The sequence below is a fragment of the Cloacibacterium normanense genome, assembly GCF_003860565.1.
Lineage (GTDB): Bacteria > Bacteroidota > Bacteroidia > Flavobacteriales > Weeksellaceae > Cloacibacterium > Cloacibacterium normanense.
The window spans coordinates 1,592,130-1,611,528 of sequence record NZ_CP034157.1 but is presented as its reverse complement, the minus strand read 5'-3'; the positions used below and the strand labels follow the sequence as shown (position 1 = coordinate 1,611,528).

Annotated in this window: 20 protein-coding genes; 10 read left to right on the top strand and 10 right to left on the bottom strand. The window is 32.4% G+C overall.

Going from position 1 to position 19,399, the window contains the following annotated elements; genetic code table 11:
* Nucleotides 1-75 precede the first annotated feature (75 nt).
* From EB819_RS07430 to EB819_RS07405, 6 genes are all read right to left on the bottom strand, one after another.
* On the bottom strand, nucleotides 76-483 hold the full coding sequence (locus tag EB819_RS07430) for a GxxExxY protein (RefSeq protein ID WP_069797037.1): 408 nt from the start codon (nucleotides 481-483) through the stop codon (nucleotides 76-78).
* Between the two features lie 33 nt (nucleotides 484-516).
* Nucleotides 517-3,054 (bottom strand): YfhO family protein, encoded by a 2,538-nt coding sequence (locus EB819_RS07425; protein WP_069797036.1) that lies wholly within the window; start codon nucleotides 3,052-3,054, stop codon nucleotides 517-519.
* Nucleotides 3,055-3,148: 94 nt separating this feature from the next.
* On the bottom strand, nucleotides 3,149-3,382 hold the full coding sequence (locus EB819_RS07420) for a hypothetical protein (protein ID WP_185097657.1): 234 nt from the start codon (nucleotides 3,380-3,382) through the stop codon (nucleotides 3,149-3,151).
* A gap of 3 nt (nucleotides 3,383-3,385) precedes the next feature.
* Entirely contained in the window at nucleotides 3,386-4,438 is a 1,053-nt protein-coding gene (locus EB819_RS07415; RefSeq protein WP_069797035.1) for a DUF6263 family protein, read from the bottom strand.
* A 209-nt stretch (nucleotides 4,439-4,647) separates the two neighbouring features.
* The gene (rlmB, locus tag EB819_RS07410) at nucleotides 4,648-5,355 is read right to left on the bottom strand and encodes a 23S rRNA (guanosine(2251)-2'-O)-methyltransferase RlmB (protein WP_069797077.1); all 708 of its coding nucleotides are present in this window, start codon (nucleotides 5,353-5,355) and stop codon (nucleotides 4,648-4,650) included.
* A gap of 287 nt (nucleotides 5,356-5,642) precedes the next feature.
* Nucleotides 5,643-6,113, bottom strand: coding sequence for a DinB family protein (locus EB819_RS07405; RefSeq protein WP_069797034.1), 471 nt, complete (start codon nucleotides 6,111-6,113; stop codon nucleotides 5,643-5,645).
* A 290-nt stretch (nucleotides 6,114-6,403) separates the two neighbouring features.
* Here EB819_RS07405 and EB819_RS07400 point away from each other — a divergent pair, with 290 nt between their 5' ends.
* The 10 genes from EB819_RS07400 to EB819_RS07355 all read left to right on the top strand — a co-directional run bounded on the left by EB819_RS07400 (nucleotide 6,404) and on the right by EB819_RS07355 (nucleotide 15,281).
* A complete protein-coding gene (locus EB819_RS07400) occupies nucleotides 6,404-7,408 on the top strand; it encodes an AAA family ATPase (protein WP_069797033.1) in 1,005 nt (334 codons plus the stop codon).
* A 9-nt stretch (nucleotides 7,409-7,417) separates the two neighbouring features.
* A complete protein-coding gene (locus EB819_RS07395) occupies nucleotides 7,418-7,864 on the top strand; it encodes a hypothetical protein (protein ID WP_069797032.1) in 447 nt (148 codons plus the stop codon).
* A 29-nt stretch (nucleotides 7,865-7,893) separates the two neighbouring features.
* Complete coding sequence (locus EB819_RS07390; protein WP_069797076.1) at nucleotides 7,894-8,757, top strand: DUF58 domain-containing protein; 864 nt, start codon at nucleotides 7,894-7,896, stop codon at nucleotides 8,755-8,757.
* 121 nt (nucleotides 8,758-8,878) lie between these two features.
* Nucleotides 8,879-9,778, top strand: coding sequence for a BatD family protein (locus tag EB819_RS07385; RefSeq protein WP_069797075.1), 900 nt, complete (start codon nucleotides 8,879-8,881; stop codon nucleotides 9,776-9,778).
* Nucleotide 9,779: 1 nt separating this feature from the next.
* Nucleotides 9,780-10,763, top strand: coding sequence for a VWA domain-containing protein (locus EB819_RS07380; protein ID WP_069797031.1), 984 nt, complete (start codon nucleotides 9,780-9,782; stop codon nucleotides 10,761-10,763).
* A gap of 7 nt (nucleotides 10,764-10,770) precedes the next feature.
* Nucleotides 10,771-11,778 (top strand): vWA domain-containing protein, encoded by a 1,008-nt coding sequence (locus EB819_RS07375; RefSeq protein WP_069797030.1) that lies wholly within the window; start codon nucleotides 10,771-10,773, stop codon nucleotides 11,776-11,778.
* A gap of 122 nt (nucleotides 11,779-11,900) precedes the next feature.
* On the top strand, nucleotides 11,901-12,692 hold the full coding sequence (locus EB819_RS07370; RefSeq protein WP_069797029.1) for a tetratricopeptide repeat protein: 792 nt from the start codon (nucleotides 11,901-11,903) through the stop codon (nucleotides 12,690-12,692).
* Nucleotides 12,693-12,695: 3 nt separating this feature from the next.
* Nucleotides 12,696-14,408, top strand: coding sequence for a BatD family protein (locus EB819_RS07365; protein ID WP_069797028.1), 1,713 nt, complete (start codon nucleotides 12,696-12,698; stop codon nucleotides 14,406-14,408).
* 45 nt (nucleotides 14,409-14,453) lie between these two features.
* The gene (locus EB819_RS07360; RefSeq protein ID WP_124878706.1) at nucleotides 14,454-15,050 is read left to right on the top strand and encodes a MarC family protein; all 597 of its coding nucleotides are present in this window, start codon (nucleotides 14,454-14,456) and stop codon (nucleotides 15,048-15,050) included.
* Between the two features lie 33 nt (nucleotides 15,051-15,083).
* Nucleotides 15,084-15,281 carry a hypothetical protein gene (locus EB819_RS07355; protein WP_069797026.1) on the top strand — a complete coding sequence of 66 codons (198 nt, stop codon included), beginning with the start codon at nucleotides 15,084-15,086 and terminating at the stop codon, nucleotides 15,279-15,281.
* Nucleotides 15,282-15,311: 30 nt separating this feature from the next.
* Here EB819_RS07355 and EB819_RS07350 read toward each other — a convergent pair whose 3' ends face one another.
* The 4 genes from EB819_RS07350 to EB819_RS07335 form a co-directional block, all read right to left on the bottom strand.
* Nucleotides 15,312-16,286, bottom strand: a complete 975-nt coding sequence (locus EB819_RS07350; protein WP_069797025.1) for a chorismate-binding protein — start codon at nucleotides 16,284-16,286, stop codon at nucleotides 15,312-15,314.
* Entirely contained in the window at nucleotides 16,286-16,711 is a 426-nt protein-coding gene (locus EB819_RS07345) for a PaaI family thioesterase (protein WP_069797024.1), read from the bottom strand. The genes EB819_RS07350 and EB819_RS07345 overlap by 1 nt, the downstream gene beginning before the upstream one ends.
* 21 nt (nucleotides 16,712-16,732) lie before the next feature.
* A complete protein-coding gene (locus EB819_RS07340; protein ID WP_083250132.1) occupies nucleotides 16,733-17,299 on the bottom strand; it encodes a 1-acyl-sn-glycerol-3-phosphate acyltransferase in 567 nt (188 codons plus the stop codon).
* Nucleotides 17,300-17,652: 353 nt separating this feature from the next.
* The gene (locus EB819_RS07335) at nucleotides 17,653-19,392 is read right to left on the bottom strand and encodes a PspC domain-containing protein (RefSeq protein WP_069797023.1); all 1,740 of its coding nucleotides are present in this window, start codon (nucleotides 19,390-19,392) and stop codon (nucleotides 17,653-17,655) included.
* Nucleotides 19,393-19,399: the final 7 nt, after the last annotated feature.

The window sequence follows — 19,399 nt, the reverse complement described above, 5'->3', positions numbered from 1 at the left end:
TTTATAATTTTTAAACCGCAAAAGCGACAAAAGATTTTCTATGTATTATAAGTTATTCAAAAGTAAAAAAAGATTTTACATTAATTCATCGTAATATTTATTAATATATGTTTCTTGTCCATGATGATAAAGATTTTTAACATTAAAATTTACTAAAATTCCTTTCGGTACTTTAAGTAAATTCATGTAATTCAAAACTTGAAATTTATGAACATCTAAAATGTTAGAGACAGATTTTAACTCTAAAACGATTAAATCTTCAATCAGAAAATCACATTTAAAATCACAATCTAATTTCTTTTCTTTATAAAAAACAGGAATTTGAAATTCTGACTTGAAATTTAAATTTCTTAATTTGAATTCTTCTTCTAAAGCTTTGTGATAAACAACTTCTGCTAAACCTGCACCTAAAATTTTATGAACCTCAATACAAGCTCCATTAATTTTATATGTTAAATCGGTAAGATATTGTTGCGTAATCATTAACTCTTTTTTTACTTTTTAATGGCTATATTTTCAATTATTTCTTTTGTCGCTTTTGCGGTTTAATAAAAATATCCCCACCAAAGAAAGCAATACAAACAAACCAAAAGCAATTAAGGAAATCGTTTTTCCATTTGCTATCACTTCTGGCTCGAATATCATTTTTACCGTGTGATTTCCCGCTGGAACGTAAACGGCTCTCAATAAATAATCAGCTTTGATGTATGGAACTTCTTTTCCGTCTACAAACATTTTCCAGCCTTTTGGATAATAAATTTCAGAAAAAACAGCCAATTGTGGCGTTTTAGACTGTGTTTTATATTCTAGTTCATCGGCTTGATATTTCGTTAAATTTACAAAAGCAGTAGAATCAGCTGCTAAAGTTTTTCCTTCAAAATATTTTTGATCATCCTTCAAAATAACCGCCGTTTTTTTAGAATCAATATTTCCTATTTCATCTATTTCTTCATTCGGTGTATTCACAAATTTCACATCAGAAACCAGCCAAGCATTTCCATTTGCATTCGGATTGATTTGAACTTGAGGTTGTTCCAAAGTTCCGCCAACTACATATTTGGTGTTCAATAAATTGAGAATTTGAGGAATTTGAGCAGACTTCAAACTGTCTTCAGCATAAAAATAATGATTGATTAAATCGTCATATCTTCTCAATTTCACAGCGTGATAACCACCAACAGAAGCTTTGTAATAAGAAGTATTGGTTTCATTAAAAGGCCCTAAAAGTTGGTTGAAAATTCTGTAATGGGTTTTATCTTTTTCGGTGATTTCTTCTAAAGTTTTATTCATATTCGCTCGAGAAAGCAAATCATTTAAAAGTGGATTGTCGCCCGCTTTTCCAGCTAAATAATCTGAATTTTCGGTCACAAATGGAGTTTGTGCAAAAGCTTTATCAACAAAATTATCACTGTTTAAATATCGCTTGTTCACAGACCATAAATCAAATAAACTTACCAATCCTATAACGATTAGAGCAATGTTTTGAGATAATTTTTTCTTCAATGCAAAATATAGTGCTAAAGCAGTGATAGAAACATAAATCATGGCTTTAATGGCATCGATTCTAAACATCGTGAAACGTTCGCCAACCAAATAATCTAATAAATAAGGAGGCAAATAAGCAGTTTCGTTTGAAGTAGAAAATCCAAGTAAACTTTTCCCGAAAATTACCAAAAATAAAGTAATTCCTAGAACTGCAGAACTTCCGTAAACTAAAACTTTTTGTTTGTATTCTTCTGTAAGTTTTTCATCGTTGAAAAATCTGTATAATCCAATGATTGCAATCAGTGGGAACAATAATTCCACAACAACTAAGATAGAGCTTGGTGCTCTAAATTTGTCATAAAACGGAACAAATTTGATGAATAATTCAGACAGCGGCATGAAATTACTTCCCCAAGCTAAAAGCACAGAAAGTACAGATGCGCCTAAAATCCAATAACGATATTTTTCCCACCCGAAGAAAAATCCTAAAATGGCTAAAAATACCACAATAGCGCCTTGATAAGCCGGTCCAGAAGTTCCTGGTTGGTCTCCCCAATACGTTAAACTTCCTCCAAATCCTTTAGAAATTTGGTCATATTCTTCTTGTGAGGTTACATTTTCTTGTACCAATTCCTGAACTTTTTTCATCATTTCGTCTGAGCCTTCTTCATCGCTTGCTCCTCCCATTGCTCTTGGAATGAATAAGTTTAAAGTTTCTAGTTTACCATAGCTCCAGTTCAGAATTTCTTGTTTTTTCATTCCGTCATTATCCGCAGCGTTGTGCTCAGATTTCAGAATTTGTTTTCCACGAACGGTTTCTTTTACATATTCAGAATTGGCAAGAAGTCTCTGACTGTTCATTCCAATTCCAAGAATCATCGCCAAAGCTAGAACTCCCGAAGAAATGAAAAAGTGTTTCCATGGCGTTTTTCCTGTAGCTGCTCTTACCAACTCAGACAAGAATAAAAATCCTAATGCCAAGAAAAGGTAATACGTCATTTGTGGGTGATTAGCGGCAATTTGCAAGCCCATGAAAAGTGCAGTGACAATAAAGCCAAGAATATATTTTTTACGAATATAGACGAGTAAAATTCCCGCTAAAAGTGGTGCAAAATAAGTTAAAGTGGCTACTTTACCATTATGACCTGCTGCGATGATAATGTAGAAATACGTGGAAAGTCCAAAAAAAGTGGAACCTAACAAAGCGTATTTCCAATTTTTAGTCGCAACATAACCGAGTAAGAAAAATCCGGCAAAAAGCAGAAAAATAAAATTAGCAGGTTTTGGCAAAAAGTTCAGTGTGTCATCTATTTTTTTGATGAGATCTCCTCTAAATTGCGAACCCGACTGATAAGTAGGCATTCCGCCAAACATGGCATCACTCCAATAGGTTTCTTTGCCATTTTCGGCTCTGTAGTCTAGAAGTTCTTTTGCGCCACCTTTGTATTGTACAATGTCATGTTGCAAAAGTTGTTTCCCAGAAATGATAGGATTGTTATAAACTAAAGCTAAAACTACAAAAATCGCCAATGAAATGACGATATAAAGAATGTTTTTATTTTTCAGCATATTTTGCAAAAATTAATTTATTTCATTTTTTCTCGGAATAAATTCCAAATTATTGTTGAGTTCTTTTCCTCAACCTTTACCTTTACCTTTACCTTTACCTCTGATTTTTCTCCTCTACTTCTTCATATTCCACAGTTTCTGCATCCCATTTTACTTGTTCTTTAGTAGGTTTTGCAGGTTTGGGCGAAACGTTTTCTCTGTTTCTAGGATTAAGACTAGGAAAATTTTTATAAAATTGATTAAAGAATATCCTTTTCAAAATATTCCAAACAAAGAATATAATGATGGTTGCTAAAACTAATTCGAATAAATATTTAACCAGTGCCATTTTTTAAAATTTATAACTAGGATTGATTGTAACTAAAGAGTTGGTCTTTTTAGACATGCTTTGAGATTGTTTTCCGTCGCTCAAACTTTCTTTTTCCGTAGTGTTCATTTGGATTTTAGAGCCTAGAATCCAACCAGAGTTGGCGTCTATTTTTATGGTTCCCGTTTGTACACCTTCTATGCTTACAGAATGCGTCATTCCGTTTTTAGACTGTGTTTTTGCTTTTCTAGGGATTCCTCCTTTTATGGTAATTTCTGCAATTCCGTCTTCTACTTTTGCTAGAGTATAAGTGGTATTTATTTTTACACTTCCATCTGGAGTTACATTGTCAGACTGTGTCCATGTTCCGCCTAATTTTACGCCTTTTGCTGGAAGAATATTTAGGTTTTTTCCAAATTGTTCTTTTAAAAATTTCTCGTTGAAACTCAATTTAAATCCTTCCATGAAATTTTTAAGTTGAGCAGCATCTTTAATCACCGAAGCAGCCGCATCATTGGTTTTTTTATAAACGGGTTCAAAACCTGTAATTGAAAGAATTTTCCCAGTTTTGTCCATGGTAATTTTTAATTTATTACCTGTTTGTGCTTTTTGTACTGCCCACATAAATTTTTGTTGAGCATCTTCAGGAGCGCTTCCTTTCGTGTCTATCGCTTGGGTTTTTCCTTGAGAAGTCGCAGACATTCTTTTCCCAACCAGCGTCATAGAAATTTCATAGTTTCCTTTTGCATCGATATTATCTACAGTAAACGTCATTTCGTCTGTAGATTCATTCGTTCCAGAAATATTTTGTTTTCCGTCAGAAAGCGTTTGCACATCTCTTTGATAAGTGCTGAAAGGATACGTTTTTCCTTTTTCTAATTTAAAAGTTGCGTGATAAACACCTAGAGAATCTTTGATGGCAGGATTTTCTACTTTTGCCGTTTCTTTATCTTCCACAGGAACTTCTACGGTGATGGTTTTCCCCGTTTTAGGGTCAACTTTGGTTACGGTTTTTGTTTCTTTTTGACAAGAAACGATTGCTATTGAAAGCAGCGCAATTGCTGTAATTTTTTTCATTGATTTTAATTATTTTGTATCATTTGAAGCAAGAATCTTGCCTTTTTATTCACTTTTAGTCCTGCTTTCGCGACTCGCTTTTTTGTTTTTTTTATCATATTGATCAGAGTGGAAACATCTGAAAAAACAAAAAGAGCTCAAACATATCGCTTAATCAGGGCTAATATTCACGATTTGGTTTTTTTAGGAATTTTTGAAAATTCTTTTTTTTACAATTCTCCCACCATTTTCTGTCTCACTGCTTCATAAAGAATCGCTCCACAAGCTACAGAAACGTTCAGAGATTGTGTTTTTCCAGTGATCGGCAATTTTATTTTTTCATCAGCATGATGCATTACTTCTTTAGAAATTCCTGTTTCTTCATTTCCCATTACGATGGCGCAAGGTTCTGAAAAATGAGCGTCATAAATCATTTTTTCTGCCTTTTCAGTGGCTGCAAAAACGGTAACTCCTGACTGCTGAAGAAAATCTACTACGTGAGCCAAATTATTTTCTTTACAAATTTTCACATTATACAAAGCTCCCGCCGAAGTTTTTATCGCATCAGAATTGATAGGAGCAGCACCTTTGTCTGGAATTACAATTGCGTCTATTCCTACACATTCTGCAGTTCTGGCAATCGCACCGAAATTTCTTACATCTGTCAATCTATCCAAAATCAACAAAAACGGAACTTTTCCTTCTTCAAAAATCTGTGGCAACAAATCCTCGATTTTATAAAACGGAATTTCTGAGATAAATGCGACTACACCTTGGTGATTTTTTCTGGTAAAACGGTTCAGTTTTTCTACCGGAACCGTGTTTGGTCTGATGTTGTATTTTTTCAGTAATTTTTTTAATTCTGAATAAATCTCACCTTGCAAACCGCCTTGCACAAAAATTTTGTCAATGGTTTTCCCAGCTTCTATCGCTTCCATTACAGGTCTCAAACCGAAAATGAAATCTTCTTTTTCACTTTTAGATTCATTATCTGAATTTCTATTATTCTCAAAACGAGGTTTTCTATCGAAATTTTTTGAACCAAAACTTCTTCTCTCGCCTGAGTTATATTTTTTATTAAATTCTCCCAATTTTTTGATTTTTAAATTTGAATTCTATTTGTGTCGTTCCTACGGAACTCAAAATGATATTTTTCTACTGTATTGTACAAACTTTTTGCTCTCACAGAGCAAGATTTAAATTTTGCCTTAACCTTAACCTTAACCTAAAACTGTTCTCCCGCTAAAGCACGTTTTTGAGCCATTGCGTATCCAAAATGTAAACTTTCGTGCATATTGTTGAAAATAATTGCATCTTGAATATTTTTTAAATCAATTCCAAAACTTGTAGAATAAGCGGTGTAATCTGGGAAAAAATCATCATCATAATCTTTCATCAGAATTTTAGAAGTTTCGATGAGTAGGAAACCTAAATCTTCCACTTCAGATTCAGAAACATCCAGATTAGGAAGAGTGCCTTTTTTGTAAGTATCTACCCAATATTTGTCTATTCTAAAAGGATTTCCGCTTAAATAATAACACAAAAGTTGCTGAGTAGCTACGCAATGTGCAATATTCCAATAAATATTATTGTTAAAACCATCTGGAATGGTCAACAAGTCTTTGTGAGACGTATTTTGTAAAATATTCAGAAGGTTTTTTCTTACTGCTCTATGATTTTGAAAATGAGTATTCATTTAAAATTGATTTTAATCTCCAAAAATACTGAAATTGAACGGAAGATGGAAGTTGGAAGATGGAAGTTTTTTATAAAATATTCTTAAAGTTTTTTTGTTGTTTTAATTTATTGAAAATCAATATTTTAATGATTGTTTTTGCGCGGAAAAAGATTGTCAATTTTTTAACTTCTGACTTCTGACTTCCGACTTCCATCTTTTTTTAACAAACTTTAACCAAAATTTGGCATTAATTGTGTTGCCAATTCCTTGAAAATCGTGAAATTTACAGTCTAATTTTTCAAAAAATTATGCAAGAACTTAATCAAGCCGAAGATATTAAACAACTCACCGAAAAAGTAAAAGAACAGAACGTTTACTTTTCACTTTTGAAAAAGGAAATTAACAGAGCAATTATCGGACAAGAATACATGGTAGACAGACTTTTGATTGGTCTGCTAGGAAATGGTCACGTTTTGCTGGAAGGTGTTCCTGGTTTGGCAAAAACTTTAGCCATCAAAACACTTTCAGAAGCGGTTCATGGAGCGTTTTCTAGAATTCAGTTTACGCCAGATTTATTGCCTGCAGACGTTATCGGTACGCAGATTTATAATGTGAAAGAAAACGATTTTTCCATTAAAAAAGGTCCTGTTTTTGCAAATTTTGTTTTGGCGGATGAAATCAACCGTGCTCCTGCAAAAGTGCAATCTGCACTTTTGGAAGTAATGCAAGAAAAACAAGTGACAATTGGTGATGAAACTATGAAATTGCCAACGCCATTTTTGGTTTTGGCAACTCAAAATCCAATTGACCAAGAAGGAACTTATCTTTTGCCAGAAGCGCAAACCGACCGTTTTATGCTGAAATGTAAAATTGATTATCCTGAATTTGAAGACGAAAGACAAGTCATGAGAATGGTTTCTACTTCGGATATTCCACAAATAAAACCTGTAATTTCTTTGGAACAAATTGTAGATGCTAAGAAAATCATCAATCAAATTTATCTAGACGAAAAAATTGAGAAATATATTCTCGATATGGTTTTTGCGACCAGATTTCCAGAGAAATATGGACTTTCTGAACTTAAAAATTACATCAGTTTTGGGGCTTCACCTAGAGCTTCTATTAATTTGGCGATTGCTTCCAGAGCTTTTGCATTTTTGAAAGGAAGAGCATTCGTCATTCCTGAAGATGTAAAAGCAATTGCGAAAGATGTTCTTCGTCACAGAATTGGTTTAAGCTTCGAGGCGGAAGCAGAAGATGTAGATGCAGATGCAATTGTAGATAAAATTTTGGGAAAAGTTTCTGCTCCTTAACGTTGAATTATGATTTGGGAAAAAATCAAAACGGACATTTATTATTCTGATGGTTCTTTAAGAGATATCTATGTACTTGATTCCACTATTGAAGATTGGAAGAAATGGATTGATTTTATTAACGAAAATTATCAGGTGAAATTTGAATATTTTGATAATCAGGGAAATAAGAAAATTGAGTCTAAAATTAATTTTGACGAAGTCTCAAAATATTGGAACAATTATGAAAATTCAATAAGTGCAGAATTTTTAGTTGGAGAAGTTTTATTGAAATGTTATTTTTTTTCAATTGATGAAATTGAAAATGATTTCTTTCCAGAAGAAGTTAAAACTATTGAGCAACATAATTTAATAATAGAATATTTAAAATCAATTTCAAAAATTTTAAACAAAGAAGTTATATTAACTCCAGAAAATTATAGTGAAGGTTTTAGAAAATTAATCACTATTAATTAATGTTTTTGATGTTTTAAATGAATGTTAAAGTGCAAATAAAAGATATCGTCAAAAAAGTAAAACAAATAGAAATCCGTACTCGAAAGAGAACGGAAAATACTTTGATGGGGCAATATCACAGTGCTTTTAAAGGTCAAGGAATGGCTTTTGCAGAAGTTCGTCCGTATCAATTTGGAGATGATATTCGCAGAATTGATTGGAACAAAACCGCACGTTTCAAAGAACCTTATGTAAAGGTGATGGAAGAAGAACGTGAACTCACCATGATGATTTTGGTAGATATTTCTGCTTCTATGAATTATGGAACAAAAATTCAACTGAAACGTGAATTGGTGGCAGAAATTTCGGCGAGTTTAGGATTTTCGGCGGCAGGAAATAATGATAAAGTAGGGCTGATTTTGTTTGCGGATAAAGTATATAAAGTCATTCCGCCACAGAAAGGCAGAAAACACATTTTAGCGATAATTTCTACGATTTTGACCGCAGATTATGTGCAGGCAGAAACCAATATAGATGCGGCTTTAGAATATATGATGCATGTTTTCAAAAAGAAATCTCTAGCGTTTCTTTTTTCGGATTTTGCAGATGAATTTGACGAAAAATTATTGAAAATCGCTTCCAAAAAACATCAATTACTGGGTTTGAGAGTTTTTGACGAAAAAGACAATGAAATTCCAGATGTAGGTTACGCTTTTTTCAGAGATATTGAAACAGGAAAACAAATTTGGGTAAATACGTCTAACCAAAGATGGCGTTACAACTATGCAGAAGCTCAGAAACAAAAAATAAGACATCTGAGAGAAGTTTTTGAGAAAAGTTCTGCAAGTTTTGTAGAAGTAAAAGCAGAGGAAGATTATACCAAAATTTTGTATAATTATTTTCAGAAAAAATAGAAAATAGCAATTAATGAAGAAAAATTTTTTAAAAATTTTCAATCAATATATAGACAGACAACTCGATAAAGTTTCGCCAAATCTAAAAAGGTTTAAATGGCCTTTTGTTGCTTTTGGAGTGATTAAAAAATTGGCTTTGTTGTTTGTTTTTGTTGCTCAATGTTTTTCTGCACAGACGCTTTCTTCTAATTTATCTAAAGAAAAAATTGCGCTAGGCGAAAAAGCAACCTTTCGAGTAACCATCAATGGTTTAGAAGGAAAAGATGTGATTTCTAAACCTAAAAATGAACTTTTGCCTTTTCATTTAGAAGAAACCAAAGACGAAATCAATAAAACATACGATCAATACACCAGAACTGTAGAATTTCAGGTTTTTGAGGAAGGGAAATTTACCATTCCAGAACTTGAGTTTTCGATAAATGGAGCAGAAACCATCAAAACGATTCCCTATGAAATCACGGTTTATAATCCTGTGAATGCAGATGATCAAATCAACGATATTATGAACAATAAGCAAGTTGATTTGGGTTTCAGCGATTATTGGGAAATGTACAAATGGTATATTTTAGGAGGTTTGGTGATTTTTACTTCCCTGTTTTTATTTTTAAGTTTCTTCAAAAATGGCGTTTTCAGAAATTCAGGAAAAGAGAAAAGTCCGATTCATAAAACATTACAAGATCTAAAAAATCTAGAAAAGAAGAAATACGCAGAAAAAGGCAATTACAGAATGTTTTATGTAGAGTTGATAGACATAACCAGAGCATTTTTGGTAAAACAATATCATATACCTGCAGATGTTTTACTGACCGATGATTTAATCGATGTGATGAAACATACCAATAAAATTTCGCCTGAGAATGAAAAAATAGTGGAAGAGGTTTTTCTGAGAGGAGATTTGGTGAAATTTGCTAAAATCCTTCCGAATCAAGAATTAATGGAGCGTGATTTTTTAGAGATTTATGAATTTGTAGAGCGTTCGGTTACAGATATTGAAGCAGAACATTTAAGAGAAGTACATTAAGATGAATTTTGAGATAGACAGTCCATATTTTTTATTGCTCTTTTTGCTTTTTATTCCACTTTTGATAAGGGATTTTAGCAAGAAGAAAAATTCGGGAATTAATGTTCCGACTACCCAAAATATGTCTATAGCAGGAAGTTTTTCTTGGGTTCAAAAATTTTTACAATTTTCTAAATACATCATTCTTTCTGCGCTGATTATTGCTTTGGCAAGACCTAGAACTTACACCATTTTTAGCGATAGAGACGAAACCAAAGGGATTGATATTTTCTTGGCAATTGACATTTCGCCCAGTATGTTGGCTCAAGATTTAGAGCCCGATAGAATTACAGCTTTGAAAAAAATTGCAACGGATTTTGTCAAAAAAAGGGAAGGCGATAGAATAGGAATTGTAGAATATTGGGGAGAAGGAATTACAAAAGTTCCGCTCACTTCTGACCATCAAGTGGTTTTAGATGAAATTAGAGACATGAGTCCTAGTGAAGAACTTACAGGAACAGCAATTGGAGAAGGACTTTCTGTAGCGGTTAATCATTTGAAAGACAGTAAATCAAAGTCAAAAATCATTATTTTAATGACTGATGGCGTAAATACGGTTCCGAATGCGATGCCACCACAGTTTGCAGGTGAATTGGCAAAATCCTACGGAATTAAAGTGTACACGATAGGAATCGGAACGAATGGTTTTGCGCTATTTCCGCAGATTACACCTTTTGGAATTGAATTTTTCGAGCAAGAAGTACAGATTGATGAAGCTACGCTTTCTGAAATTGCGACTTTAACAGGTGGAAAATATTACAGAGCCACTTCTAATACGAGTTTAGAAAATGTATATAACGAGATTAATTCTTTAGAAAAATCGAAAATTAAGACCAATAAAATTTACAATTACGAAGAATATTTCAGGGTTTTTCTTTGGATTGCCTTGGCGTTTTTATTGATAGATGCAGTTTTAAGATGGAGAATTTTCAGAATTTTTAATTAAAATAGAAATGAATTTTAGTCTAGGAAATATTTGGTATTTATTGCTGTTATTGCTTTTGCCAGTAATAACGTGGCTTCTTTTTGGTTTCAAAAAATGGAAATCAGAAAGGAGAAATATCTTTGCTGAAACTCAATTTCAAGAAGATTTGTTTCCGAAAGATTATCAATTTTCTAAATTTTTTCCAGTTTTATATTTGTTGGCTTTTGTGTTTTTGATTTTAGCAATGGTAGATTTTCTAGGAGGAAAAGAAGAGATGAAAATCCAACAAAAAGTAAATTCTGTAATTTTTTTGCTAGATGTTTCTAACTCTATGAACGCGCAAGATGTACAACCTTCTCGATTAGAACAAGCGAAAAATATTTTGATTAATACCATACAAAATTTGGGTGATGACAAAGTAGGAATCGTAGTTTTTGCAGGAGATGCACAATCTATAATGCCACTTACTACAGATTATTCTGCCGCCGAAACGTATATTGGAGCGATAGAAACCACTACGATTGGAAAACAAGGGACAGATTTTCTAAAAGCAATAGAAGTAGCCACAGAAAAATTTAAAAATGTTCCGAAAGGTGCTAGAAAAATCGTATTAATTAGTGATGGCGAAGACAATGAAGGAAATGACAAAGCGGCGATAGATGAAGCATTGAGACAAGGAATAACCATCAATTCCGTAGGAATAGGAAAAGATGATGGAGCGCCAATTCCTATTTATGAATTTGGGCAATTAATGGGCTATAAAACAGATGTTCTCGGCGAAACGATTATTACCAAAAGACAAACAGAAGCATTGATGTCTCTCGCTTTTGATACCAATGGTGAATATGTAGACGGAAATGATATGGAAGCAGCGGTGAATAAAATTGTTTTGCAACTCAGAAACCAAAAAGGAGCTTCGGAAACATTGGTAAATACACAATCTGCGGTGCATTATTACCAGTGGTTTTTAGGCATTTCGCTTTTTATATTTGTGATTATTTTTCTTTTTAATCCTAAAAAAGATTTCAATTTTTAAAAATGAAAACTTTAGAAAACGCAAAACCTTGAATTTTAGTCTCAAAAAACTATTTTTTATCAATTATTTAACATTTCTAGGATTTAATTTTAAGAATTAAAGCGATATTTTTGTACCAACAAATGTTGAGAAAGTTTTTTGTACATATTAGCTTATTTTTTCTTGGTCTAATTGCCGTTAAGGCCCAAGAAAGTTTAAACACCCTAATCTTCAGAGGAAACCGAAGCTTCGACAAACAAAAGTATGGCGAAGCTACTTCTACATTTTCGGAAGCGGTGAAAAAAAATGAAAAAGATTTTGGTGCGCATTATAATTTGGGCAATTCTTTGTACAAAATAAAAAAGTACGACGAAGCGATTGCCGAATATCAAAAAGCTCAAAAAATCACCAATAATAAAGATGAAAAAGCTGCTTCTTATTACAACGAAGGAAATGCTCATCTTCAAAATGGTGATGGCGAAAAAGCAGTTAATGCTTATAAGAATGCTTTGAAATTCGATCCAGATAATGAAGCGATTTTAAAAAATTTACAAATTGCAAAGAAGAAGCAAAAGCAAAAAGACAATAAACAAAATCAACAAAACCAACAGCAAAATCAACAAAATAACCAAAATAAAAACCAAGATAATAATCAAAATCAGCAAGGAGACCAAAATCATGAAAATAAAAATAACAATACTAAAAATCAACCGAACGGTAATATAGGTGACCAAAATAAAGGAAAAGGAAATCAAGGAGCGGAAAAACAAAATCAGAAAAACGAACCGCAAAATCCTAATGACCAGAATAAAATTCCGAAAGATTTGCAAAAATTAATTCTGCAAAGAAGTGCAAATCAAGAAAGAGAAACCGCCAAAAAATTACTCAATAAAAATGGTTACTATTCACCAGAAAGCAATACAAAAGATTGGTAATTAATGCAAAAAATTCTCAACATATTATTTTTTGTAATGTCTGCAATTTCTTACGGACAAGTTACCGTTTTGACCGATGTCAACACCAAAGAACCGAAGCAAAATGAACCCGTTGTTCTCACCATTGTACAAGAAGTGGTAGGCGAAAACATGGTACAAGAAAGTCCTCTTCAACTTATGGATTTGTCTAAATTTGATATTGTGGGAAGCGCATCAGAGCAAAATACTTTCATTGACCAAAAAAAAGGAATTAGAGTAAATCAACTTATATATCAATTATATCTTCAGCCAAAAGTTACGGGAAGAGTGAAAATTGGTTCTGCTTTAATTACTGTAAATGGAAAAAGATATAAATCAGAACCTTTTGACATTCTGGTGAAAGAAACGTCACGAGCTGAAACCGAATATCTTTCTAAAGACGTTTATTTGAATGTAGAAGTTCAAGATAAGGAAGTTTATGAAAATCAGCCAACTGTAGCGGTTTTAAGAGCTTATAGTAAGAATTATGATAACTTCAGAAAGTTAGAAAACATAAAATTTCCGCAACAGAATAATGCGAGAATTAAGCCTATCAGTTACAAAAAACAAGATATAGAAAATGTAAATGGCGAAATGGCTTCGCAAGTGATTGCTATGTTTATTATTTTCCCAGAAGAAGCTGGTAATGTAGAAATAGAGCCTGTTTCGGCAATGGTGAAAACGCCAGAAATCAATAAAATTGTTTCGAATAAGGTTAAAATTAATGTAAAAACTTTGCCGAAAGATTCTCCAGAGAATTTTAAAAATGCGGTAGGAAAATTTCAGGTTTCCATTAAAGAAATTGCAAAAACAGAACCTCTGGAAGTAAATAAACCGATTGATGTTTTGGTGAAAATTTCTGGTTTAGGAAATTTAGACGAAGATAAATTGCCAAAATTATTGGAATCTAAAGATTATACTTTTTTCAAACCTCAGATTATAAGCAAATTATCCACCAATAAAAATGGTGTAAAAGGTTCGATTACCGCAAAATATGTGGTGATTCCTAAACATGAAGGGAAAATCAATATTTCTACTGAACCATTTTCATTTTTCAATCCAGAACTGAATCAGTACATAGATTTGGGCGTGAAAAGTATTGTATTAAATGTTCTGAACTCAGCTCAAATTGCGGCGCAGAAATCAACAATTGACATTGTAGATGATTACACTGCTAATGTTTTAAACAGTGTTCCTTTGCCTGTTATCGAAAAAGAAAAACACACACAGTCTTACCGTTTTAATTTTAAAAATTTATTTTCTGGTTTGGCAGTTCTTGTGATGGGAACTTTCCTTTTCTTCTTGTGGATTAGACCAAAGAAAAAAGCTTTGGTTACTGTAGAAAATAAACCCATTACTACGATTAGAGAAGAGGAAGAAAAAATTAAAAATCTTCTAAAACCAGGCTTTGAAGCGAATTTAGAATATCTGAAAACGCTTTTGTCTAACAGAGACTATTCAGCATTTTTTGCTACTTATGAAGAATTGCAACAAGATGCAGAACAGCATATTCAGCAAAAATTTGGAATGGGATTGAAAGCATTTTTAGAAAATTACAAAGGTTCTCAGTTCACCGAAGATTTCAGAAATTTAGAGCAACAAATTTCAATAGAAAAATACTCGCCTATTCATGATAACTCTCATTTAGAAGAGCTTTACAACTCTATAACTGCTATGTATTCTGAAATTATGGAATAATAAAAGTATTTCATACTTTTGTGAAAATAATAAAAAAATCACACTATGTTAGAATCGTTTTCTTTTAAAGAAACCTTGACTTGTTTTATGGTTTTGTTTACAGTAATTGATATTTTAGGTTCTGTTCCTATTATTGTTTCTCTTAGAAAGCAATTCGGGCATATTGATGCAGAAAGAGCATCGATTGTTTCTGGAGCATTGATGATTGTTTTTCTTTTTGTAGGAAAAGAAATGCTAAAATTCATCGGGATAGACGTGAATTCGTTTGCAATTGCTGGTGCTTTGGTAATTTTTATTATTGCTTTGGAAATGATTTTGGGAATAGAAATTCACAAAGTAGAAAACGTGAAGGCTGCTTCTATCGTTCCGATTGCGTTTCCTTTAGTAGCCGGAGCTGGAACGTTGACAACTACCTTATCCCTTCGTGCAGAATTTCATGTAGTGAATATTATTTTAGGGATTTTGCTCAATACCATTTTGGTTTACATCGTTCTAAAATCTGCCAATTTCTTAGAAGAGAAAATAGGAGATGCTACGCTGATGATTTTCAAAAAAGTTTTTGGAATTATCCTTTTAGCGATTTCTATTAAATTATTTACCGCTAACTTTGCGCAGTTATTTTCTAGTTACGTACATTTTTAAAATTATAAATATTAAATTATAAATCTCATACCAATGACAACCTTTTACAAAGTTTTTTTAGTTCTGTTTATTATATTTTTAGGAGTAAATCTTTATGCAATCGACTGGAATTTAGGTTTTATGCATTCAGAAAACAATAAATTCTTATTCTCTATAGTCGCATCTATTATAGGAATTTTAGTTACTCTGGTCATGAACACTTGGAAAAAACTTTCGCAGAAAAATAGTTAAGGAAAAATCCGCTTCTAGAAGCGGATTTTTTTATTGTAAATGAAGAAGAATAGCTTGAGATTTCAGTTCGGTTTCTCGCCATTCTTTTTCTGGCGAAGAAAGTGCCGTAATTCCGCCACCAGCAAAAGCGATTACTTGATTTTTGTAAATTTTTGCACATCTAAGATTCACAAAGTAATAAATTTCTTCCTCGGTTTCTATTTTAATGTAACCTGCGTAAAATTCACGGTTATATTTTTCAATTTCTATAATTTTTTCTTTGCAAAATTCCTTCGGAATTCCACAAACTGCAGGAGTAGGGTGCAGTTCTTCAATTAATTCTTCAAGTCTATTATCTTCGATTTTAGCAGTGAAATCAGTTCTGAGATGCTTAATATTCCCCGAAATATGATTGTAAGTTTCAGACTCTTTAACTTCGCTCAGAGTGACATATTTTTTTAAAATTTCAGAAATATAATGGGTAACAGGTTTCTGCTCTTCAATTTCTTTTTCGCTCCATTCTTCATTTACAGGAAGGGTTCCGGCTAAACTCATGGTGAAAAACTCATGTGTTTTTTTATTGAATTTTCCTAAAATTTCTGGTGTTGCACCGATCCAAATTTCTTCACCAGAAATAAGAAGATAACAAAGCGTATTTGGGTATTTTTTGCAAAGTAGTTGGTAGGTTTCTTCTAAATTGATGGAAGAAATTTCTTTAGCAATAGGTCTAGAAATAACCAGTTTTGGCAAGTTATTTTGCTTGATAATTTCAATCGCTTTTTCTAATTTTTGTAGATATTCTTCATGCTGAGGAATATTTAGTTCAGCATTCATTTCAGGAAAATTTTCTACCTCAAAAAAAGAAGATTTGAGTTCTTCTGAAGTACAAACTTCTAGATTTTCTGCTTGTAAATGAATGGCTTTTCCTTTGGTGAAAGGAAAAAAAGAAGCTACATTTCTTGCAGCTTCATGATGATGTATCAGGATAAATTTTTCGTCAAAAGGTAATCTGAAAATAGCTTTCATTACTTTTCTATTTTTCGGTTAATCACCATGTTCGTCATCGTAGAATGACACAGTAAACTTCCGTTTTCGTCTTTTATTTCTATTTCCAAAAAATGGAGGGTTTGTCCTTTTCTAATCATTCTAGCCGTTCCAGTAACGGTTCCGTCGGTTTTACTTTTCAGGTGATTAGAATTGATATTGGTTCCTACAGCAGCTTTTCCTTCGTGAGCTACCAAAATATTAGAAAGACATGAGCCTAAACTTTCTGCAAATGCAATATTAGCACCGCCATGCAATAAACCTAATGGCTGATGAACTCTAGAATTTACGGGCATAGTTCCCACCAAATAATCGTCTCCTAAATCGGTGAAAACGATTTCTAAAGTTTCCATTAAAGTGTTTTTATTCCAAAGGTTGAGCTGTGCTAATTTTTCTTCGTTGGTCATCATAAAAATTCAACTTTTAGATTAGTAGATTTTTGGATTCCACTTTTCTGGATATTTTGGAGTGATTTTTTTGTAATATTCTTGTAATTCTTCCATGATGCTTTCGTAGCTTCTGGTCTGAATGTCTTCTACTGAAATTTGTTTTCCTAAATGAATACTTTTGGTTTTAAAATCTCCAGCAGCAATAACGATAGGTACTTTTGCTTCAATTGCCATATTATAGAAACCTTTTCTCCATTTTGGCACCCAACTTCTGGTTCCTTCTGGTGTAATGACTAAAGAAAAATTATCTTTTTTAAATTCGTTTACTACAAATTGAACTAAATTATTTCTTTGGCTTCTATCGATTCCAACTCCTCCCAATGCTTTTACAATAAAACCGTACCAAGCCTTTGTGTGAGCATCTTTTATGATAACTTTTAGTTTCTTATCAAGAACCCAATAAGCTAGATTTCCTAAAATGTATTCATCATTGGCAGTGTGTGGAGCTACCACAAGAATACAACGGTCTAAATTACTTGCGGGACCTTCTAACACAATCTTCCAACCCCAAACCCAAAGGATAAACTTTGCGATAATCTTCTTAATAAATTTCATATTTTTCTCTTTAAAAAACAAAACAAGTAACCCTAGCAAAAAGGTTACTTGCAAATATAATTATTTTATAGATTATAATCTTTCTAAAATAGACTGCTGATGAACTCCATTATTTTCATCACGATTTCTAAGACAAATTGTATCATAATTTCAAGTGTTTTTTGTTTGTTTTATGTGAGTTTCATTCACCTAGCGAAGTTATTAATTATTTTTAATTTTAAAATATTTTAAATGTTAAAATTTTATAAAATCTTGAAAAATATCTTTCACTTCGGCTACTTAGTTTCTAGTGTAGGGTTGCGGAAGTTTCTGTTGTTATCATCAGCAACCCAACTAAACTAGAACTATTTATTTTTGGTGTTAATTTCTATCTTAGAATCGCCATCTTTAATTGAAATATTAAGGTCTTTTAAATTTTCTAAATCTTTTAGACTGTTAATATTTTTGATGTCTTTTTCTAAAATGCTGTCTGCAACTTTTTTAGGATATTTTTTTCCGTTGATAATTACACTGTCAGCATTTTCAGAGTCATATTCTATCGTAGTTCCGTTGATGTTTATTTTATTTTTTTCGATAACGATATCTCCATTCTCATTGTTGTTATTTTCATCGTCATCATCTATTCCGTTTGCATTAAGGTCACCGTTTACATTCAGATGTTCGTTTCCTTTTGCAACTTTCATATCTTTAGGAACTACCAATTCATAATCTACACTGTAATGTCTGAATCTGTATTGGTAAGGATAACTTACGAAATTTGGTAATAAAATTTTGTTGCCTACCACTTCTACAGGAACATTAAGTTCTAGAGGTTTGTTATAACCTTCCGCATATTTTTTGATGATGAGGTAAGGCTGAGTAATATTAGGATTTCTTACAACTTCTACGTTTGGATAATCTTCTTCGAAAACCATTTTCTTGTCAGAGAAAATATCATCATCATAAGCAGTATAATTCGCTGGAATGTTTACTTGTTTTTTGTCAATGATAAGGCTATCAGTTGACTGAACATTGATAGAAATATTTTCGGTTTCTTCTTTGTCACCTTTATAAGACATATCTATTTTTGCCATGTTTACTCCGAAATAAGTTCCTAAAAGCACAATTGCTAAGAATAAACCACCTAATACATATCCTAAGTTTCTTAATTTAGTTTTAGGAGATAATAATTTGATGCTGATTAAGCTGAAAAGAACCGCAGCAAATAATGTTCCTAATACAATCAGAGAAGAAAGGATATATTTCATTCCACCGTCATCAAAAAGGAAGTTCATTTTACTTACACCAGGAAAATCAGGATTTCCAAATAAATTGAAAAAGAAGAATAAAAAGATGATTGCTCCAAGTGCCAAGAAAGCGAAAATAGCACCGAAAAGAACTCTTAAAACGTTTAGTAATCCACTACCAGCCGAAGTTACTACAGGTTTAGCTTCATTGTACATTTCGCCTACTTTTGCAGTAGATTCATTGGCAAATTTTACGATATTGCTAGATTCTTCTTTTAAATTATCAAAATTCAAGGGTTTTCCTTTCATTTTAAGAAAATCTGCTGCAGTTTCTGCTTTTGGAAGGATAATCCAAAATACTAAATATAAGAATACGATGAGGGTAGTAGAGATTCCAGCGGTGAACAATCCTAAAAATGCTACACCAAACCAGATCACTCTCATCCAAGTTACATCCATCCCGAAATAGGCAGCTAGACCAGAGCAAACACCTGCTAATTTCATATTTTCTGGGTCACGGAACAATTGTTTTTGCTGTGCCGAAGAAAATGAAGGTCTTGATTTTTTATTGGCAGTTTTGTCAGAAAAATAAGCTTCTTCTTGTTCTTCTATTACTTCTGGTTTACCAATTTGGGCAATTACTTTTTCTATATCATCATCATTTACCACTTCTCTTTTTCCCATGTTATCTTTTAGAATTTCTACAATTCTAATTTCGATATCATGCATAATTTCGTCTGCTTCTGATTCCTCTAGAGAACTTCTCAGTGCAGTGAGGTAGTCACTCAGTTTTATGTATGCGTGTTCTTCTATTACGAAAGAAAAACCAGCAAGTCCTATTGATAATGTTTTGTTCATAGTTTAG